Here is a 19221-nt window from a genome sequence, read left to right as displayed (position 1 = left end):
TTTATAAATTTATTATATAAATTTTTATATTTTATTTTCAAGCATTGTTTTACTTGCGTTCATAGCAAATACAACACAAGCCGTGCTTGCAACCCCACTAAGCCTTGCTTCGCCAAACATCGCACTAGCTTCTCCTATTACATACATATTATCGATTGCTTTATTTGTATTAATATCAATAATTTGTGCGTTCGTATTAGACTTAACCCCGCCTAAAGTATAGTTTAAATAAACATCAACATTACATAAATAAAACAAGCTTTCTTTTATCTCTTTTATAGAGATATTATTTAAGTTTTTGCCAAACTCATCAACTCTATTAATAATGCCTAAATTATAATCATTTACAACGCTAATAAGCCTTTCATCAATGTCTTTTAAAGAATAATATTTCTTAAAATTACTCGTATCATTTATATAATTTATTCCATGATTATCTAAAAGTAATTTTACTTTTTTACCCTGCTTAAACTCATTTAAAATAGCTATTGCTAATTCTTGTCTTCCTTTATCTTCACTAACAAATCTTTTAAAATCTGAATTAATCAAAATCCCATATTTAAAAATCTCCATAGGCAAAATAAAAGCAAATCTCATTAAGCTAAGCTGAGTTGGGATTGCACTATTTTTAAGCATAATTTTAAGAGAATTAGCATTATTTTTACTTAGAGTTTTAGCATAAAATGCTAGTGGATAATGGATTTTTATAAAATCTTTATCATTTGAAAAGCCACCCGTGCAAAAGGCTATATTTTTAACCTTTATTTTTAAGATTTCATCTTTATATAAAATACTTGCGAAATTGTCTTTAAAATCAACTAATTTCGCCTTTGTTAAAATATTTACATTCTTGCTAATTAATCTATTTATTAGTGGATTTATTACGCTTTGTTTAGCGTCTTTTAAAGGACTTAATTCTCTTGGAATTTGATGATTGAAACTATTCTTAATTCCGAATTCAAATTCCACACCAAAACTTTGCAAAAGTTCTATCGCAAGTGATGAATTTTCACTTAAGACCTTAAGCATAGAAAAGTCCGAATAATTAGGCGAATAAGATACTAAATCTTCATAAAATTTATCATCTTTTATATTTGCTAATGCTTGAAAGCTAGTATTTGATGCGGCAAAATTCATATAGCTAGTTACTCCACCTAATTGTTCGTTTTGTTCAATTAGTAAAATATTTTCATCAGCTAATAAATTAGCTAACACTAGACCACTAAGCCCACCACCCACAATTAAGCAAAATAATTCATTCATTATCTATCCTAATGCAAAAATGCGCTCCGATTTTTCTATTTTTTAGAAAAATTGTAGCGTTTAAATCCTTTTTTAAAATATTTTTTATCATAAATAGCCCAAGTCCTGAACCACCTTTGGTGCTAAAATAAGGCTTAAAAATATCTTCTTTTAATTCTTCTTTAATACCTTCGCCATTATCTTTAATGCTAATATAAACACTATTTTTATAAGAATACAAATTAATTATTATAAAAGGATTTTTGCTGTTATTTAAAGCATCTTTTGCATTTGTAATAAGATTAATTAATATATGAGATAAATTATTTTTATAAGAGTTTATTTTAATGCTTTCATCAAGTCTTAAAAGCACAATTATTCCATTTCTTTTAAGGCTCGCATTACAAATCGTAATAGCATTATTAATAGCTTCATAAATATAAAAATCTAGCTTCTCATCTTTTGGCTTAAAAAAATCATAAAAATCATCAATCGTTTTTGACATATAGCTTAAAATAGGGTTTATTTCTTTTAATTTATTTTTAAATTTATCATCAATTTTATTCTTTTCAAGGCTTATTTCAAGATAGCTTGAAATTGCCCCTAAAGTTGCTAGGGGTTGTCTGTATTCATGAGCTATACAAGCTATCATTTCGCCCAATGCTGCTAGTTTTGATTGATGATTTAGCATTTGTTCTTTTTGTCTATTTTCTTCTAATTTGTCTTTTATAGTATTTACGGCTAAATCAATTTCGCTTTGTAAATTAGCATTTAATTTTCTTAATTTCTCTTCTGTTTTTAAAAGTTTATTTATCAAAAATCCTAAGACAAAATACACACAAACAAAAGCAATTAATATTAAAACCAAACTTATTATAAAAATCTTCTTTGAGATTTGTAGATGATGGATATATTCTTTTGTAATATCTTTTACAATTAGTATTGAAAAATCATTATTTAGTTTAAGTTCGCTATTTATAAAATACTTATCATCAAGACTAATAATATCATCATCTAGTTTTAATAATTTGCTTTTATTTTGCCAATTTGCTTCGTTATAAAAATACTCATTTTTGTATTTTAATGCTGCTAAGAAATTATCTTGAATAATAAGAGAATCTAATAGTTTTTTAGCACTGATTTTATAAGTCATTGCGTAATTTTGATTGATTTTTAAACTAATTAAATAATAAGGCTCTTTATCAAATCTTAGCAAAATATCTGAATTATTATTGTATTTACAAGCTAGCATAATCTTATCTTTTGTAAAGCATATATTCTCATCTAATAAAAACAATTTTATATCTTTTAAATACTCTTCGTTTGAGCTAAGATTTAAAAAAAGTTGATTTAATTTCACTAATTTTTCATTATTTTTTAAATTATTTAAATTAGAGCTAAACTCATAACTAATACTAAAAGCATTCTTTTTTAAAGTATTTAAAAAATCATTATAAAAATACTCAAATCTATCATTAAAATTATTTTTGCTTTGAAATAAATAGTTTTTATGTAAAGAAATATATAAAAAATTAAGCACAATACAAACAAAAACAATAAGTGCTAAAACAAATATAAAGGCTTTTTTACGAATGCTTATATTAAGTAGTTTTGATGTAATATCCACGAGCATTTGCATTATGGATTATTCCTTTATCGTTTATCTTTTTTCTAAGGTTTTTAACAAGTGATTTAATAGCATCAGAACTTACATCATAATCATTATAAACATACTCGCAAATTGTATAAAAATCAACTATATTTGGGCTACTTTTTAATAATATTTCAAGTAATAAAAACTCTTTTTTGCTAAGTTTTTTAACCTCATCATTTACTAATAATTCATTTGTAACCATATCCAAATATACATTTTTGCTTAATTTAACCAAATTATTAATTTGCTTAATCGCTTTATCTAAAGCAAGTTCAAGTTTTAATCTATCAAAAGGCTTTACTAAATATTTGCAAATATTTAGCTCAACAGCATTTAATAAAGTTTGCGAATCACTTAAGGCTGTAATCATAATAGCAGGAGTTTTATTATCATTTTGTCTAATTTGCTCTAATAATTTTAAGCCATCAAGTCTAGGCATAGAAATATCAAGCAATAATATATCAATCTTTTCTTCTTTAATAATTTCTAAAGCACTTAAGCCATCTTTTGCATAAAATACTTTAAAATCAAGTAGTTCTAGCAAATCAATAACTTGATTTGCTAGATTTAAATCATCTTCAGCATATAAAATTGTGTAGTTTTTCATCACTTATTTAATTCACCCCTTAAACCATCATGACCTACATGAGTATGACAACTTACACATTTTAATTCATTTGCGTAATCTAAATATCTTTTATGCATAATATTTTGCATTTCGTTTTTTGAATTTACTTTGGTTATGTCTTGATGACAACTCATACAGCCACTATCATAAACATAATCTTTTCTATGCTCTAATTTATCTTGCCAATTAATATCTTTATCCTTGCCTAAAGCAGTAATGCTTAATTCTTTAATACCATTATAAGCTTTAGTGCCTAAATAATTAAATATATTATCATGTGGCAAATGACAATCTACGCAATTTGCTTTAATACCTAAATTATTATTACCACCATGAACATCTTTAATATAAGCTTCCTTCATCGGCTGCATTACATGGCAACTCGCACAAAATCTATCATCACCAGTCATTTCAATAGCCTTATGCGAAAAGAACACAAAAATTAAGGTTAAAACTACAATAGATGAAACAAAAATAATAGTTTTTTTCATTTTATCTCCTTCATCCAAGTTTTAGTATTGTGGCAAGTATTACACATATTAAACGAAGGCTTATGCTCGTTATGACAGGTGTAACAATTAAGATTTGCATTATCATGAATGCTATTATGTGGGTTTTTGCCCTTTAAAAAATCAAGCCTTTTTGCTAATTTTTCTTTAGTTCCATGACAAGTAAGACAGGCATTAGAATCAAGTGCTTTATAATCCTTTTCATATGCTTGCTTATGACAATCGGTGCATTTTAATTTTACATCTACATGGTGTGGCTTGATCACAAATTCATTACCTAGTGCAAAAACGCTAAACATTAAAATCATTAATAATTTTCGCATTTACACTCCTTTTAAAATATCTTTCGCACAAGCAATACCTGAAGTCATACAATCAGGAATAGAACAGCTCGTAAGCCTTGCTTGTCCATGAACGCCACCTGTTGCTTCGCCTACTGCATAAAGTCCTTTTATAGGTTCATAATTACTAATATGTAAAACTCTCATATTTATATCAGCATAAACACCGCCCGGTGTGTAGCTAAGCCCAGGTGCAGCTGTCATTGCATAAAAAGGTGCTTTACTCATGCTAGAGTTTTTAATCTTGCTTAAATCTTTTTTGAACTCATCTTTATTGTTTTTAATACCATCTTCATAAGTTTGCATACTCTTTAATAATTCATCTTTATTTAGTTTAAAATGATTTGCAAGTTCATCTAAAGTATCAAATTTCTTCATCTTTCCTGCTATTATGAAGCTTTGCATTCTGTTTGGGTCATGCGAATTAGCAAAACCTGTGCTATCAAAAATAATAGTTGGATAGCTTGTGGTATTTAATTTTTCCATATGTGCTAGGATTTTATTTGATAAGCCTTGTCTATCGCCATCTTCGTTTAAAAATCTCTTTGCATTTACATCAACCATAATTCCATAAATTAAATCCTCCGTTGGAATTCCAAAAGAAAATCTACTTAGTGCTAATTGAGTTGGAATTGCTCCGATTTTTAGCATTTGCTTTAACGCACCTGAAGTTTGACCTAAACTTGAAGGGCTTTTTGCTAGTCTTAATCTAGGATTTACTATGCTTCTAAACTCAACATCACGGCTAAATCCACCAGTTGCAAAAACTACTGCAAGTCTTGCTTTGTAATTTTTCTTAACTCCACTTAAGTTTTGCCTATCATCATTTGCTAGGTTTCTATCAAATCTATAATTTTCTCTTACGCTTATACCTATTACTTTGCCATTTTCATCTTGAATAATTTCATCGCTTTTAGTTTCGTTTTTAAATCTTCCTCTATTTGCTAAGAAAAACTCGTGCAATGCCTTTATACAAGCACCGCCACCACCGATAGTTTCAACACTTCTAGCAACACTATGTCCGCCTAAAAACTTAAGCTTATCAGCATATTTAACCCCACAGCTTTTTGCAAACTCATAAGCTTCATTTGAGTTTCTTATAATTCTTAAAGAATGTTCTAAATGATTATATCCGGCTCCAGCTTTGTTTAAATCATTTAAAAATAATTCTTCGCTATCTTTTATACCTGCTTTAATTTGTAAATCCGAATTAAGCACAGCAAAATCTTGCTGAGAAAGAACTGAGTTTCCACCCATTCTATCCATTTTCTCAATCATTAAAACATCTACCTTATTTTTTGCCAAATATGCAGCACATATGTGAGCACTTACGCCACTTCCAACGATGATTACATCTGCTATCTCATCAAATTTAATATCTTTTTTAACGCTTTCATTAGCGCTTAAAATACTAGGAACTGCGATTGTCGTCCCTGCAACTGCTTTGATAAAATTTCTTCTATTTAGCATTAAATCTCCTTTTTAAAAAAATCAAGCAATTTTAAAAAAACTAAAGGGCAAAAAAGTGGCAAAATAATTCCTAACAAAAATTAGGAATTATTTTTACATAATTTAAAGAGAGATGTTATACAACTTAATAATTATAAAAACAAAAATTTTATATTTTTTATAATAAGTTGTAAGCAAATTATAAAAACACTTTGTGGCAATAAAGTGGCAAAAAATAAAAAGAATTGCGAAATAGAATTTAAGATTAATGCGAATTTGCCTTATAATTTTAGTAAAATTGCAACAAAAAATTAAAGGTTTAATATGCAGCAATTATTAGAAAAATTAGTAAAAGATAATATTCAATTTTTAGGACAAGGAAGGTTAGCAAACTACATTCCTGAACTTAGCAAAGCTAATATAAATGCTTTAGGTGTTTGTGTTATTGATAAAAATCATAATATTTATTGTGCAGGAGATTATGAAACTAGATTTAGCATTCAAAGTGTTTCAAAAATAATAACCTTAATGCTTGCATTACTTGATAATAGTTATGAATATGTATTTTCTAAAGTTGGGGTTGAGCCTAGTGGAGATGCTTTTAATTCTATTATGAAGTTAGAGAGTTCAAACACAAAAAAGCCCTTTAATCCTATGATAAATGCAGGTGCAATTGCAGTTGCATCAACTATTAAAGGTAAAGACGCTAATGAGAAATTTAATAGAGTGCTTGAGTTTTTTCGCTATATTTGTGATGATGAAACAGCGTGTTTATCTAATGAAATTTATGAAAGCGAAAACAAAACAGGTAATAAAAATAGAGCCTTAGCGTATTTTATGAAAAATGATGGAATAATAGAAGGCGATGTAGAAGAGGCTTTGGAAGTATATTTTAAACAATGCTCAATCTTAGCAAATACACAAAGCCTTGCTAAATTAGGCTTATTCTTAGCAAACGATGGCTTTAAAGATGGTAAGCAAGTAATTAGCAAAAAGATTGCAAAAATAATCAAAAGCTTAATGCTAACCTGTGGAACTTATGATTTATCAGGTGAGATTGCTCTAAAGGTTGGGCTTCCTTGCAAAAGTGGCGTAGGTGGTGGAATGGTTTCGCTAGTACCTAAAGAATTTGGAATTGGCTTATACGGACCTTCGCTTGATAATAAGGGTAATTCAATAGGTGGGGTAAGGATTTTAGAAGCTTTATCTAATACTCTTGATTTATCAATATTTTAAATTCCTAATTCAAATTCTTAAAAAGAATTTGAATTAATTATAAAGCATAGCTACTTTCAAATAGTTTTCTATACCATGGAAGTCTTGGTTTTATATATTTTATATCGTTTAGCTCATTGTTTTTTATCTTTTCATCATAAACACTTTCGCTAATATCATGACCCATTCTTCTGTATAAATCTCTTATATCAGTTTCTAGCATTAATTTTGTTAAGTTTAATTTAGTTTTTATGCTATTTACTAAAGGAGAATATTGCGAGTTTTTATTCGTAAATAAAAACGCATCAATTTCTTTTAAAGTTTCGTTTAATAAATATTGATTTCTATTAGGCAAAGAAAAAGCATTAAAATTATTCTTAATTTTAAGATAACTAAGCCATTCGTAATTCTTAGAATTTCCATATAATTTAATGTATTCGTCAATATAATAATTTGCTAATAAATATTCATGCTCTTTAGCGTGAGCTTGTGAAAGAATTAGCATTGCACTTGCTAAAAGTGGGCTATTAATATGTTCGCTATAAAGTGAAATATACTCGCTATCAGCCTTTTCTAAATCGTTTTTCTTCACACTTTCTATGATTTTTTCAAGCCAAGCGCTATCGCTTAAGTTATAATCATCAAACATTTCTTTCTTGCTAGCACAAGCGCTAAAACATAATAATGATAAGATTAGTAAAAAAATATTAAGTGTTCTCATTTATTTTCCTTTAAGCGGCGATTATAAGTTCTAATGTTAAATATTTATTATATACTTACATTAATTTTTTAAAGGAGAAATCATGATATTTAATGTTAAAATGCCTATTTTAGGTTTTGAAGATACAACTAAGGTTGAATTAGAAAAAATGTATGATTGCTTTGCAAGACTTAAGAGCGTTGATGGCAAAGGTTTTACATTTACTATGTTAAATCCTTATACAATTTGTAAGCAATATGAATTTGATATGCCTTTATCTTATAAAGCATTGCTTGAAGTTACAGCAAATTCAAATATTGAAATTTATAATATTTTAATTTTAAATAAAAGCGTTGAAGAATCTACAATAAATATGCTAGCTCCTGTTATTTTAAACTACGATAACAAAACTATGGCTCAAATTATTTTAGATCCAAATCAATATCCTTTCTATCACCCAACAGAAAAAATTAAAAATTTCTTGCAACAAAATATGGAAGAACTTAAATAATGCAAGAAAGCATTTATATCCTTGGCAATGGCAAGATGGCTAAAGCCATTGCTAAAGGATTAAGTAAAAAATATAAAACTATTTTTGTAGTTAGAAACAAAAATAATTGCGAAAACTCAATTCATTATGATGATTTTAATATAAACGATAAGATATGTATTCTATGCTTTAAACCATATAATCTTGATGAAATTAGCAATAAATTTTTAGGCCAAAATGCAAAAATGATAATAAGTCCTTTGGCTGGAGTTTCGCTAAATGAATTAACAAAAATAAACGCTAAACACTATCTAAGAATAATGCCAAATATAGCAGCAGAATATAACAAATCTTGCACCACTTATATAGGAAATAAAAATAATGAATATTTTCAAAAATCTTTAGAAATAATTCAAACTTTTGGAAGTGCAATTGAGTGCGAAAGCGAAAAGGAATTAAACTTAGCAATGGCTATTAATGGCTGTGCTCCTGCTTTTTTAGCTTTAGTTGCTGAAGCTATTGCAAATGGTGGGCTTAGCATAGGGCTTAAAAACGAAAAAGCTTATGAATTAACAAGAGCTTTATTTTCTAGTTTTGAGAGTTTAATCGCAAATAATCATCCCGCACTTATTAAAGAAGGCGTTTGCTCTCCTGCAGGAGTTAGTATAAAAGGCGTAAATGTTTTAGAAGACAAGGCTATAAGAAGTGCTTTCATAAAAGCTATTAAAGAAAGCGCTGGAGTTTAATATATCTTTAATAAAACCTATAAATCCTAATATGTTTTACTTTTAATTAAGAGAATTTGAATTCGGAATTTCCGAATTCAAATTCTTAATTACATTTATAACCTTTAGTAGCAAAGAATAATATGTATAAATAACAAATTGCAGGGATAATAAATGAAATATGTAAGTTCATACTATCAGCAACTAAACCTTGAATAGGTGGCACAATAGCTCCTCCAACTATTGCAATACAAATAATCCCTGAAGCTTCTGAAGTGCAGCGACCAAGCCCATTTGTAGCAAGTGAAAAAATAGTAGGAAACATAATTGAGTTAAAAAAGCCTACCATTAAAATAGCATAAGCTCCAAATTCGCCCCCTATCATAATCGCATAAACTAATAAAACAATAGCCATAATAGCGTTAAATGCTAAGCACAAAGCTGGTTTAATATAATTCATTATATAGCTTCCAACAAAGCGTCCAACCATAGCTCCGCCCCAATAATAAGCTATCATTTTAGCAGCTTCGCTTTCAGCAATTCCTAAAATAGGCATTAAATAAAGAATTAAAAATGAACCGATTGCAACCTCAGCTCCAACATAGCAAAATATTCCAATAGCACCTAAAACTAAGTGTTTATATTGCCAAGCACTTGTTCTTGTATCGTGTGCGTTTTCGCTGATTTCTTCTGCGGTAATTCTTACATCAGGCAATTTAATAAAAAACTTTACAAAAATTCCTAAAACAATCAACGCAACTGCAATGCCTAAATAAGGCAATTGAACCGAAGTTACCTTTTGCTCTAAGCTTAAATCTTTTGTTGAAGCTAATATAAATAAAGCTCCAAAGAATGGTCCAACGGTTGTTCCAAGAGAGTTAAACGCTTGAACTAAAGCTAGGTTTCTTGCTTCTTTACCGCTAGGTGATAATAAAGTTACAAATGGATTTCCAGTAACTTGAAGTAGCACAACGCCACTTGCTAAAACAAATAAAGCACCTAAAAATATAGCATAGCTATGAGTTCCTGCTGCAGGATAAAATAGTATTGCACCTAATGCAGCTAAGAAAAATCCACCCACAACGCCATTTTGATAGCCAATTTTTTGAATTAGCTTACCAAAAAACGCTGAAGTTATAAAATATGCTCCAAAAAAGCAAAATTGAACTAAAGATGATTGAAAATAAGTTAATTCAAAAAGTTCTTTAAGGTGTGGGATTAAAATATCGTTTAAAACGGTTAAAAAACCCATCATAAAAAATAAGGCTGTTAATACAGCTAATGAAAATGAATTGCTTTTCATAATTTTCCTTAATAAATAAAATAAAAAGTCATTTTAAACTAATTTATAAGATTTTTTACAATTTTTCACAATAAAAAATAACAAGTGTGTAATTTATACACATTTTAATAAAAGAATTTGAATTCGGAATTTGATTTTTTAAAATTTAAAAAGATTAGAAAAATTAAGAAATAGGAAATTACTTCCTATTTGCATATAAACATATCTATTTTTTGATAGTTTTTATTATCAATAAATACTGAAGTCCCGTTGTCAAATCCGTGAGTTTTATTGCTTACTTTTACACCATTACAATCTAATTCTTTACCTGATTTATAAATATTTAAAATATCTTGCTTTAAAGCTCCACTTGAATTATCAAGGCTTGTATAAATAAAACCAACTACAAATGTAGCAACAATAAGAGAAATAACTGCAATATAAAGCTTAGAATTAAAATAATTTTTATAATAAACGCAAACTCCGATTAATACAAAAAATAAAATCAAAAATATTGCAAATCTAATCATTTTAAACCTCTTAATTTATAGGTTAAATCTCCTGCATTAAATCCAACAATTACTCCATTTTCTAATATTTCTTCGCCATCATTTGAAATGATTTTTATCTTATCATCAAATCTTTTTATATCTAAAATTAATTTTGCGTTAGGAAAATGCTCGGCTAAATCAATCTTAATTTCATTCTCACTAGCACTATAAACAGGCATTATAAATAGCTTTGAAAATCCTTCAAAACAAGTTTTAAAACCTTCTAAGTTATCAAGCAATCTTGTGTATTTATGTGGTTGCCAAATAGCAATACTATCTTTAATTCCAAGTGCTTTTGCGTATGCAAATATGCCCTTTTTTGTTTCTTTTATTTCTGTTGGATGATGTGCATAATCATCAATAATTGCTCTAGTATTATTAGCAAATAAAACATCAAAACGCTTTTTAATACCTTTAAAATCTTTTAGATTTTGCTTAATTTCGCTAAGGCTAAGCCCAACACATCTTGCAGCAAGAATTGCCAAAGCAGCATCAATTGCTATGCACTCGCTATGACCTTGCACGCTAAAGCGACCAAAATCTCTTAAATCAAACGATATAAAAGGCAAATAATCCTTAACACTAAACTCAAGATTAGCAATATCTTCGCTAGGAATTAATCTTTCGCAATCAATATTAACTTTAGCTAAAAACTCATCTTCAGCATTAATTACACGGATTTTACTTTGTTTTAAAAAGTCTTCATAAGCTTTATAAAAAGCGTTTAAATCGTGGTTGTAATGCTCTAAATGTTCAGGCTCAGCATTCGTTACTATGCTAAGATATGGATTTATATTTAAAAACGAACTATCACTCTCATCAGCTTCAAACACTAAACTTTCACTTTTTTTATACATCATATTTTTGCCAGCTCTTTTATCTACTGCACCGATAATAAATGAGCTTTGCAAAATATTTGCTAGGATACTACTCGTAGTGCTTTTGCCGTGTGCGCCTGCTACTGCAAAAAGCATTTTATTATCTAAAATAAGTGGCAAAGCTTCTTTTCTTGATAATACTTTTATGCCTAATTCTTTAGCTTTTTTTATTTCAGGATTGTTTTCACGAATAACAGCTGAATGAACTACTAAATCAATATCATTACTTAGATTTGAAGCACTATGACCTATAAAAACTGCTATGCCTTCAGCTCTTAGTTCTTTTACTAATTCGCTTTCATACACATCACTTCCTAAAACACTAACTCCACGCTCATTTAAAAATCTAGCTAATGCACTAAGTCCAATCCCGCCTATACCTATAAAAAATATTTTTTTCATTTGTATCCTTTAAGAAAATGCTAGAGCTATTAAAATAAGCCCTGCTCCTAATAATTGTAATATTGTAAATGTTTCTCCAAAAAAACTTCCTAAAATCCCTGCACTTATTGGCTCAAGTAATAAAATCAAAGCAACCTTACTAGGGTGCAAATGTTTTTGTGCGTAATTTTGTGCAAAAAAACAAAATATCGTAAATACTAAAGCCGATATTAAAATAAGCATTAAAACCTTAGAATTTGAAATAGGAATTATGCTTAAATTAGCAAAAGAAAGAGCAGAAATTAAATAAATTATAGTGCTACCTAAAAACTGAAAAAATATAAAAGTATTTAAATCATTTGATTTTAAAAATTTATCATTTAAAGCAACCAAAAGTGCGAAGAAAAACGCACAAATTATCGCTAAATATTCGCCTTTTCCAAAATTATTAAAATTTGCATCGCTAAATAAAAACATTCCAAAACAAGCAAGTAATGCTAAGAAAAATATTTTAAAACTAAGCTTTGCTTTGCTTATAAAAAAGCATAAAAATGGAGCGATAATTCCTTCTAATCCTGTTAAAAACGCAACATTAGAACTTTGAGTATGAGTAAGTGCTATTGTTTGAAAAATAAAGGCTAATGCCATACAAAAGCCTGTTATTAAGCCATAAAAATATGTTTTTTTGTAATGAATTAATATATCTTTTCTTGCAATTACAAAAAATACTAAAGACGCTATTAAAAATCTATAAAATAATAATTCATAGCTATTTATGTATTTTAAAACCCATTGAGTAGGCAAAAATGATGCACCCCAAATGAATACCGCAAATATTAATAAAAAAAACGATTTTTCTTGATGGCTCATAAATTAAACTTACTAAGATTTAAAATATCTTTTGAGAAATCAAAATAATATAAATAATCAGCTTTTATATCAAAACCAGCTAAATATTTTAAAGCTAAAATACTTGCATACGAAGCACTAAACATAACAAAAGGAGTTGCTTGTGGCTTAATTCTTTTGATTTCTTTATTAAATGCTATTTTTTTATTTTTTACTATACTAGCACTTACAAAAAACTCTTCAACACTAGCAAAAATCCAAGGAATATTATTAGCTTTAGCAAAATTATCAATTTCACTTCTTACTGATAAATTATCAGTCGCATCCATAATCAAATCAGCCTTAGGATTTGTAGCAAAAAACTCTGCTGCACTCATTTTAAAAGTTTTAATATCACAAAATGAACGCTCTTTTAGTTTAGTAAAGCAATCAACCTTTGCCTTTCCTTCATCGCTAAAATTAAACATAATTTGTCTTTGAATATTACTTAAGCTAACAATATCAAAATCAACTATACTAATACTCTTAATCCCACTACTAGCAAGAGCATAAGCTATGCTTGAGCCAAGCCCACCTGCTCCGATTATTATGATTTCTTTGTTTTCTAAATTTTTTTGCTTATCTTTTAATAATAAAGCTTGCCTTTCATAAAAGGCGTTTGTTGATTTCATTTCTTACTTCCTTAAATTTCCAAAACTTAGCCGCATCATTTGGTTTAACAATATCAGAGATTAAAACTTCTTCAGCATTGCTAAGCTCTTGAATAATATCGCCATAAGCATTGCATAAAAAGCTATTGCCATAGAAATTCCACTCAAGCTCATTTACTTCGCTCACACCTATACGATTAATTCTTAAAATATTGATATTATTTAAAAAAGCTCTCATTTTTATAAGCTCACACCATCTTGCGTTTGAATTATAAGTATTTGCCGTAGGAATGATTAATAAATCTAATTCATTTGCCTTTTTAAAAAACTCATCAAAATGTATTTCAAAACCAAATAAAACACCTATTTTAAAATTATCGCATTTAAAGGTTTGTAGTTTGATTTTATCTTTTTTATTTTTAAAATATTCTTCTTCATTCCAATGTGAATATGGCATAAATACTTGCTGATTTATATATTTTATCTTGCCATTATTTGCTACTACGCAAGTTTTTATCGGCTCGTTTTTTTCAATCAAAACAATGGGTGCAACGATACATAAATTATATTTAGCACTATATTCTTTTAAGGCTTGTAATTTTACTTTACTTTGCTCTTTTATTAAATCTATTGGCATTGTTTTTAATTCTGTAAAAAAATTATTTAAAACATATTCGCCAAGAGCAACAAGCCTTACATTTTTTTGCTCACAAATCCTTAAATAATAATCAAGCCTAGCATTGCTTAAAGCTTGAGTACTAAGCTGAAGAGCTGCGATTTTCAAAATGGTAATCTTTCTGTATCAATACTAATTGAACTTGATTTGTTTTGCTCAAATTCTTCTATATCTTTACTAGCCTTATCTAATAAATCTCTAGCTTCATTGATTAATTTCATACCATCTTTATAGGCATCTACTAAGTCAAATAAGGGCGTATTTTCATCTTCTATTATTGCTAATTTCTCATCTAAAATTTCACAAATTTCTTCATAAGTCTTTTTCATTGATTTACCTTATAATTTGGTGCTTCTGCTGTAATTGTTACATCATGAACATGGCTTTCTTTAAGCCCTGCACTTGTAATTTCTACAAACTCAGCTTTTTCTTGAAAGTCTAAAATATCCTTAGCTCCATTATATCCCATAGAACTTCTAAGACCACCTAATAACTGAAATACTACATTTTTAATACTTCCAGTATGTGGAACTCTTCCTTCAATTCCTTCAGGAACAAGCTTTTCTTTTGCTGTACCTTCTTGAAAATATCTATCAGAACTTCCCTTTGCCATAGCACCAAGACTTCCCATTCCACGATAGCTTTTATATTGTCTTCCTTGATAGGTGATAAATTCTCCTGGACTTTCATCAGTTCCTGCTAAAAGTGAGCCTATCATTACGCTACTTGCACCAGCTGCTAGTGCTTTTGCAATATCACCTGAATATTTTATACCGCCATCTGCAATTATAGGCACATTAAACTCTTTTGCAGCCTCAGCACAATCACTAATCGCAGTAATTTGTGGCACACCAACCCCACTTACAATACGAGTGGTGCAAATACTTCCTGGTCCAATTCCTACCTTAATCGCATCAGCTCCTGCTAATGCTAAATCCTTAACAGCCTTAGGATTTGCAATGTTTCCAACTATAACATCTATATTTAATTCTTGTTTGATTTCTTTTAAAGTATCAATTATGCCTTTACTATGTCCGTGAGCACTATCCATAACTAATACATCAACGCCAGCATTTACTAAAGCTCTAGCTCTATCAAGTTGCCCTACTCCAATAGCAGCACCTACAACTAATCTTCCTAATTTATCTTTATTTGCATTAGGGTATTCTTTGCGTTTTTTTAAATCCTTAATAGTGATTAGACCACAAAGAATATTGTTATCATCAACTAAAGGTAATTTTTCAACTTTATTTTTACTAAAAATAACTTCAGCTTCATCTAAAGTGCAGCCTTGTTTAGCTGTAATTAATGGCATTTTTGTCATTACATCTTCAACTGATTTACTAAAATCGGTTTCAAATCTTAAATCACGATTAGTTAAAATCCCTAAAAGTTTTTTATCACTATCAACTACTGGAACACCTGAAATTGAATATTCGTGCATAATAGTTAAAGCATCGCTTACTTTAGCATTTGCATTCACAAAAACAGGATCGTAAATAATTCCGCTTTCGCTTTTTTTAACTCTTATTATTTCTCTTACTTGGCTTTCTATATCCATATTTTTATGAATTATTCCAATTCCGCCAAGCCTTGCCATCATAATTGCAGCACGATGTTCTGTAACTGTATCCATCGCTGCTGAAATTAATGGCATATTTAATCTTATATTTTTAGTAAGTCTTGTGCTAATATCAACTTCTTTTGGTAAAACTTCTGAATATTGTGGAACTAATAAAACATCTTCAAATGTAAGGGCTTTTTTAATAATATTCACTAGATTTTCCTTTCGTTTTTTAATTTATTATAAGGGCTTTTTATTAATTAAAGCCCATTTTTATTTCTTTAGAAAAATCGTTGTTTAATTCTTTTTGAATGCTATCTTTAAAATCGTCTAATCTAAAAATTCCATCGCTTTGAGCGACTTTTATTGCTGTATTTTTTACTATCATTTTAATTTGAGCGCCACTTAATTCATAAGTTTTTAAATCATCAATCTTAAATCCTGATTCAAATTCCGCATTTTTTGGTAAGTGTAATTTCCATATTTTTTCACGCTCTAATTCATTTGGATTAGAAAACTTGATTTTATATTCAAATCTTCTTGAAAATGCAGGGTCTAAACTATCTAAAAAGTTAGTTGTAGCGATTAAAATACCATCAAATTTTTCAAGCTGTTCTAAGAAAATATTTTGCATTTGATTATGCATTAATTCACTTCCATGACTTGCAACACTTCTAGTGCTTAAGAACTGATCTGCTTCATTTAATAATAAAATAGGCGGAGTTTTTACACTCTTACTAATAACTTTATAATTATCAAAAATTGCACGAACATTCTTTTCGCTTTCACCTACATATTTATCTAAGACTTTAGAGCAATCAAGGGTTATTATTTCTCTTTTTAAAGTCTTTGCTAAATAACTAGCACTCATAGTCTTACCTGTACCTGGAGGTCCATAAAATATTATATTAGCTCTTAAAACATCATCTTTTACAATTCCCCAGTCTTTAAGTCTTTTTGCTACGCTTTTTGTAAGGCGTTTTTTAAGACTTGCTGCAAGGTCGCTAACATCTTTACTTAATACTAAATCAATTTCTTGAACTTCTAAATATTCAAAGAAATTAAGCTCTTCAACAATGGCTTTTATATTTTCGCCTTTATGTGGGAAGAAATACTTAATAACATTATCGCTTATTATAAATCTATTATCGTTTCCTACATATTCAACTAATTCATTGCTTAAAAGCTTTGAATCATCGCTTAATAGCTCGTAATTTCTAATCTTTTCTAATTGATAAGGATTTATTATGCTTAATAATTCTTCGTAATGTAAAGGTTTTTTAGAACCTGTTAGCTCTTCTTTTAATAAAGCCATTATGATAAGCGTTTCTTCTGCACTTAAATCATAATCCTTCATTAATTCATTAAAAGGATTATGAAATTTAGGGCTGTTTTTAAGTCTTGTATTGATTAAATCAAGTCTTAAATCAGATGTTAAAAACTCTAGCTTAATCCTTGCATCAATCATATCAAAACAATCATTTAAATAAACGCTTAAATCAGTATAAGGTTTATGCTTGTATTCTTCTAATTCACTATCACTAATAACTCTTGCTCCATCAAATTCATTAGCAAGATTAAAAAATACATGAGCATACCTTGTAAGTGCTATTGATTGAAATAAAATAAGCCCAGCATTATCTTTATAATTAAATTGTTTTCCACTTGCTTCTTGAATAAACTTTTTTTCATAAAGCTCTATAAAAAATGGTAAATACGAAACCATTTGTGCAGTTGTGTGAGCATTGAAAGCATCTTCAACTATACTATGAAATTTGATCCCAAAGCGTGATTTTATAGTTTTATTTAACATAGTTCTTAAAATAACGCAAGACTCTTTAGCTAAACCTTGGTTTAATAATTTTAAATATAAAAAACTTTCTTCGTAATTATCGCTTAAAAACTCTTTAATTTTTTCCAATTTCTAACTCTTTTTTTAATTCTTTTTTTAAAACTTTTCCCGCAGCATTTTTCGGTAATTCACATTTAAAAATTATAGTTTTAGGAACTTTGTAATTTGCTAAATGTTTCTTAAGATGCCTTTGGATTTCTTGTGCGTTTAGTGTAACACCTTCTTTTAAACAAACATAAGCTACAACGCTCTCATCAAGCTCATTATCTTTTACGCCAATTACAGCACAAGAATCAACTTCATCAAGTTGCATAATAACATCTTCAATTTCTCTTGGATAAATATTAATTCCTTTTGAAATAATAATATCCTTTTTTCTATCTACAATATAAATAAAGCCATCTTCATCAAGTCTAGCAATATCGCCAGTCTTAAGCCATTCGCCTTCTATTACTTCGCTTGTAAGCTCAGGTTTATTGTAATAGCCTTGCATTACACAATCACCCTTTACTATTAATTCTCCTATTTCTCCGATAGGTAATTCTTTTAGTTCATCATCTACGATTTTTACTTCATATCCATGTAAAGGCAAACCTACTGAATTAGCCTTTTGTTTTTCTAAGCGATTTACTGCAACAATAGGCGAACACTCGCTTAAGCCATATCCTTCTAATACTGCTGTTCTTTTAAATTTTTCTTTATAAGCTTTAAGAGTGCCTTCGCTTAACGCACTTGAGCCTGATACTATTATTCTAATTTTGTGAAACCACATAAAATACCAAGGAAGCTTAGCTTTAAGCAAGGCATTTAAAATAACAGGGACTGAGAATAATATTGTAACTCTTTTTAAAAGTATTTGCTTAACCACATTAGAAAATGGTAAAACAGAGCGTTCAATCACAAGTGAACAGCCTGAAAGTAAAGGTAATAAACAAACTGCTGTTAAAGTAAAGCTATGAAACATAGGTAAGTATGCAATAGCTCTATCACTTGATTTAATCTTAAAATCATGTTGAGCTGATGTTATATTTGATAAAATATTTTTATAGCTTAATAATACACCTTTAGGAAGCCCTGTTGTCCCTGATGTATAAATTATATGAACGCTATCGCTTAGTTTTGCATCGCATTTAAAATTATAAACCGGTGCATAATCTAAATAAGCAGCTAAATATCCATCTTTTAAGCTATTATCAAATGAGTGAAAAAGCGTAATATCGCCAAATTCACTAACAAGCTCAGCAGCTTCTTTAATATCTCTTGAAACTATTAATAATTTTGCGTCGCAGTCTTTTATAATATAGCTGTATTCTTCTTTTTTAAGCATAGTATTAATAGGAACTGCGACAGCCTTTAAGGCAGTTATTGCAAAATATAAAATCATAAATTCTTTACAATTACTCATAATAAAAGCTACATTATCGCCGCTTTTAACTCCGTGATTTTGCAAAAATGCTATCATTTTATCAACATGATTTTTTAACTCTTTAAAGCTTATTTTACCATTGTTATCAAATATAGCAATTCTGCTTAATTTTGAGTAATTTTCCAAATATTCATAATAATTTCGCATTAACTTCCTTTA

20 protein-coding genes are annotated in these 19221 nt (G+C 28.7%); 3 read left to right on the top strand and 17 right to left on the bottom strand.

Going from position 1 to position 19221, the window contains the following annotated elements:
- Window positions 1-24: 24 nt before the first annotated feature.
- Genes AC1B00_RS04655 through AC1B00_RS04630 form a run of 6 tightly spaced genes read right to left on the bottom strand, consistent with a single transcriptional unit; the run spans window position 25 to window position 5844 of the window.
- Window positions 25-1263 (bottom strand): FAD-binding protein, encoded by a 1239-nt coding sequence (locus AC1B00_RS04655; RefSeq protein ID WP_488848375.1) that lies wholly within the window; start codon window positions 1261-1263, stop codon window positions 25-27.
- On the bottom strand, window positions 1256-2881 hold the full coding sequence (locus AC1B00_RS04650) for a sensor histidine kinase (protein ID WP_488848374.1): 1626 nt from the start codon (window positions 2879-2881) through the stop codon (window positions 1256-1258). Before AC1B00_RS04650 ends, AC1B00_RS04655 begins: the two co-directional genes overlap by 8 nt.
- A complete protein-coding gene (locus tag AC1B00_RS04645) occupies window positions 2844-3503 on the bottom strand; it encodes a response regulator transcription factor (protein WP_239817387.1) in 660 nt (219 codons plus the stop codon). The genes AC1B00_RS04650 and AC1B00_RS04645 overlap by 38 nt, the downstream gene beginning before the upstream one ends.
- Window positions 3503-4015 (bottom strand): cytochrome c3 family protein, encoded by a 513-nt coding sequence (locus AC1B00_RS04640; RefSeq protein ID WP_239817388.1) that lies wholly within the window; start codon window positions 4013-4015, stop codon window positions 3503-3505. Before AC1B00_RS04640 ends, AC1B00_RS04645 begins: the two co-directional genes overlap by 1 nt.
- Window positions 4012-4356, bottom strand: coding sequence for a cytochrome c3 family protein (locus AC1B00_RS04635; RefSeq protein WP_488848371.1), 345 nt, complete (start codon window positions 4354-4356; stop codon window positions 4012-4014). Before AC1B00_RS04635 ends, AC1B00_RS04640 begins: the two co-directional genes overlap by 4 nt.
- Window positions 4357-5844: an FAD-dependent oxidoreductase gene (locus AC1B00_RS04630; protein WP_239817390.1), complete on the bottom strand. Its 1488-nt coding sequence runs from the start codon at window positions 5842-5844 to the stop codon at window positions 4357-4359.
- Window positions 5845-6147: 303 nt separating this feature from the next.
- Here AC1B00_RS04630 and glsA point away from each other — a divergent pair, with 303 nt between their 5' ends.
- Entirely contained in the window at window positions 6148-7059 is a 912-nt protein-coding gene (gene glsA, locus AC1B00_RS04625; RefSeq protein ID WP_488848368.1) for a glutaminase A, read from the top strand.
- A 37-nt stretch (window positions 7060-7096) separates the two neighbouring features.
- On the opposite strand, the gene bamD is transcribed toward glsA, so the two are convergent.
- Window positions 7097-7759, bottom strand: a complete 663-nt coding sequence (gene bamD, locus AC1B00_RS04620; protein WP_488848366.1) for an outer membrane protein assembly factor BamD — start codon at window positions 7757-7759, stop codon at window positions 7097-7099.
- A gap of 82 nt (window positions 7760-7841) precedes the next feature.
- Here bamD and fliW point away from each other — a divergent pair, with 82 nt between their 5' ends.
- Window positions 7842-8249 carry a flagellar assembly protein FliW gene (fliW, locus tag AC1B00_RS04615; RefSeq protein ID WP_488848363.1) on the top strand — a complete coding sequence of 136 codons (408 nt, stop codon included), beginning with the start codon at window positions 7842-7844 and terminating at the stop codon, window positions 8247-8249.
- Window positions 8249-8974 carry a pyrroline-5-carboxylate reductase dimerization domain-containing protein gene (locus AC1B00_RS04610; protein WP_488848361.1) on the top strand — a complete coding sequence of 242 codons (726 nt, stop codon included), beginning with the start codon at window positions 8249-8251 and terminating at the stop codon, window positions 8972-8974. The genes fliW and AC1B00_RS04610 overlap by 1 nt, the downstream gene beginning before the upstream one ends.
- Before the next feature lie 85 nt (window positions 8975-9059).
- Here AC1B00_RS04610 and AC1B00_RS04605 read toward each other — a convergent pair whose 3' ends face one another.
- The 10 genes from AC1B00_RS04605 to AC1B00_RS04560 form a co-directional block, all read right to left on the bottom strand.
- Window positions 9060-10256: a sugar MFS transporter gene (locus AC1B00_RS04605; protein WP_239817395.1), complete on the bottom strand. Its 1197-nt coding sequence runs from the start codon at window positions 10254-10256 to the stop codon at window positions 9060-9062.
- Window positions 10257-10441: 185 nt separating this feature from the next.
- Window positions 10442-10765 (bottom strand): hypothetical protein, encoded by a 324-nt coding sequence (locus AC1B00_RS04600; protein WP_488848359.1) that lies wholly within the window; start codon window positions 10763-10765, stop codon window positions 10442-10444.
- On the bottom strand, window positions 10762-12066 hold the full coding sequence (gene murC / locus AC1B00_RS04595) for a UDP-N-acetylmuramate--L-alanine ligase (protein ID WP_488848356.1): 1305 nt from the start codon (window positions 12064-12066) through the stop codon (window positions 10762-10764). Before murC ends, AC1B00_RS04600 begins: the two co-directional genes overlap by 4 nt.
- A gap of 9 nt (window positions 12067-12075) precedes the next feature.
- Window positions 12076-12915 (bottom strand): DMT family transporter, encoded by an 840-nt coding sequence (locus AC1B00_RS04590; RefSeq protein WP_336611007.1) that lies wholly within the window; start codon window positions 12913-12915, stop codon window positions 12076-12078.
- On the bottom strand, window positions 12912-13565 hold the full coding sequence (locus tag AC1B00_RS04585; protein WP_488848353.1) for a HesA/MoeB/ThiF family protein: 654 nt from the start codon (window positions 13563-13565) through the stop codon (window positions 12912-12914). Before AC1B00_RS04585 ends, AC1B00_RS04590 begins: the two co-directional genes overlap by 4 nt.
- On the bottom strand, window positions 13540-14328 hold the full coding sequence (locus AC1B00_RS04580) for a carbon-nitrogen hydrolase family protein (RefSeq protein ID WP_488848351.1): 789 nt from the start codon (window positions 14326-14328) through the stop codon (window positions 13540-13542). The genes AC1B00_RS04585 and AC1B00_RS04580 overlap by 26 nt, the downstream gene beginning before the upstream one ends.
- The gene (gene xseB / locus AC1B00_RS04575; RefSeq protein ID WP_239817401.1) at window positions 14325-14549 is read right to left on the bottom strand and encodes an exodeoxyribonuclease VII small subunit; all 225 of its coding nucleotides are present in this window, start codon (window positions 14547-14549) and stop codon (window positions 14325-14327) included. The genes AC1B00_RS04580 and xseB overlap by 4 nt, the downstream gene beginning before the upstream one ends.
- Window positions 14546-15997, bottom strand: coding sequence for an IMP dehydrogenase (gene guaB / locus AC1B00_RS04570; protein WP_488848349.1), 1452 nt, complete (start codon window positions 15995-15997; stop codon window positions 14546-14548). Before guaB ends, xseB begins: the two co-directional genes overlap by 4 nt.
- 43 nt (window positions 15998-16040) lie before the next feature.
- Window positions 16041-17705: an AAA family ATPase gene (locus AC1B00_RS04565; RefSeq protein WP_488848347.1), complete on the bottom strand. Its 1665-nt coding sequence runs from the start codon at window positions 17703-17705 to the stop codon at window positions 16041-16043.
- On the bottom strand, window positions 17692-19209 hold the full coding sequence (locus AC1B00_RS04560; protein ID WP_488848345.1) for a long-chain-fatty-acid--CoA ligase: 1518 nt from the start codon (window positions 19207-19209) through the stop codon (window positions 17692-17694). The genes AC1B00_RS04565 and AC1B00_RS04560 overlap by 14 nt, the downstream gene beginning before the upstream one ends.
- Window positions 19210-19221 lie beyond the last annotated feature (12 nt).

This window comes from Campylobacter sp. DY7 (assembly GCF_057802535.1).
This window is presented reverse-complemented; position numbering and strand designations above follow the sequence as displayed.

What these genes read in the sequence shown, in the direction of transcription:
- AC1B00_RS04655 (WP_488848375.1), bottom strand. Translation starts at nt 1,263, where the DNA reads ATGAATGAATTATTTTGCTTAATTGTGGGTGGTGGGCTTAGTGGTCTA.
- AC1B00_RS04650 (WP_488848374.1), bottom strand. Translation starts at nt 2,881, where the DNA reads ATGCAAATGCTCGTGGATATTACATCAAAACTACTTAATATAAGCATT.
- AC1B00_RS04645 (WP_239817387.1), bottom strand. Translation starts at nt 3,503, where the DNA reads ATGAAAAACTACACAATTTTATATGCTGAAGATGATTTAAATCTAGCA.
- AC1B00_RS04640 (WP_239817388.1), bottom strand. Translation starts at nt 4,015, where the DNA reads ATGAAAAAAACTATTATTTTTGTTTCATCTATTGTAGTTTTAACCTTA.
- AC1B00_RS04635 (WP_488848371.1), bottom strand. Translation starts at nt 4,356, where the DNA reads ATGCGAAAATTATTAATGATTTTAATGTTTAGCGTTTTTGCACTAGGT.
- AC1B00_RS04630 (WP_239817390.1), bottom strand. Translation starts at nt 5,844, where the DNA reads ATGCTAAATAGAAGAAATTTTATCAAAGCAGTTGCAGGGACGACAATC.
- glsA (WP_488848368.1), top strand. Translation starts at nt 6,148, where the DNA reads ATGCAGCAATTATTAGAAAAATTAGTAAAAGATAATATTCAATTTTTA.
- bamD (WP_488848366.1), bottom strand. Translation starts at nt 7,759, where the DNA reads ATGAGAACACTTAATATTTTTTTACTAATCTTATCATTATTATGTTTT.
- fliW (WP_488848363.1), top strand. Translation starts at nt 7,842, where the DNA reads ATGATATTTAATGTTAAAATGCCTATTTTAGGTTTTGAAGATACAACT.
- AC1B00_RS04610 (WP_488848361.1), top strand. Translation starts at nt 8,249, where the DNA reads ATGCAAGAAAGCATTTATATCCTTGGCAATGGCAAGATGGCTAAAGCC.
- AC1B00_RS04605 (WP_239817395.1), bottom strand. Translation starts at nt 10,256, where the DNA reads ATGAAAAGCAATTCATTTTCATTAGCTGTATTAACAGCCTTATTTTTT.
- AC1B00_RS04600 (WP_488848359.1), bottom strand. Translation starts at nt 10,765, where the DNA reads ATGATTAGATTTGCAATATTTTTGATTTTATTTTTTGTATTAATCGGA.
- murC (WP_488848356.1), bottom strand. Translation starts at nt 12,066, where the DNA reads ATGAAAAAAATATTTTTTATAGGTATAGGCGGGATTGGACTTAGTGCA.
- AC1B00_RS04590 (WP_336611007.1), bottom strand. Translation starts at nt 12,915, where the DNA reads ATGAGCCATCAAGAAAAATCGTTTTTTTTATTAATATTTGCGGTATTC.
- AC1B00_RS04585 (WP_488848353.1), bottom strand. Translation starts at nt 13,565, where the DNA reads ATGAAATCAACAAACGCCTTTTATGAAAGGCAAGCTTTATTATTAAAA.
- xseB (WP_239817401.1), bottom strand. Translation starts at nt 14,549, where the DNA reads ATGAAAAAGACTTATGAAGAAATTTGTGAAATTTTAGATGAGAAATTA.
- AC1B00_RS04560 (WP_488848345.1), bottom strand. Translation starts at nt 19,209, where the DNA reads ATGCGAAATTATTATGAATATTTGGAAAATTACTCAAAATTAAGCAGA.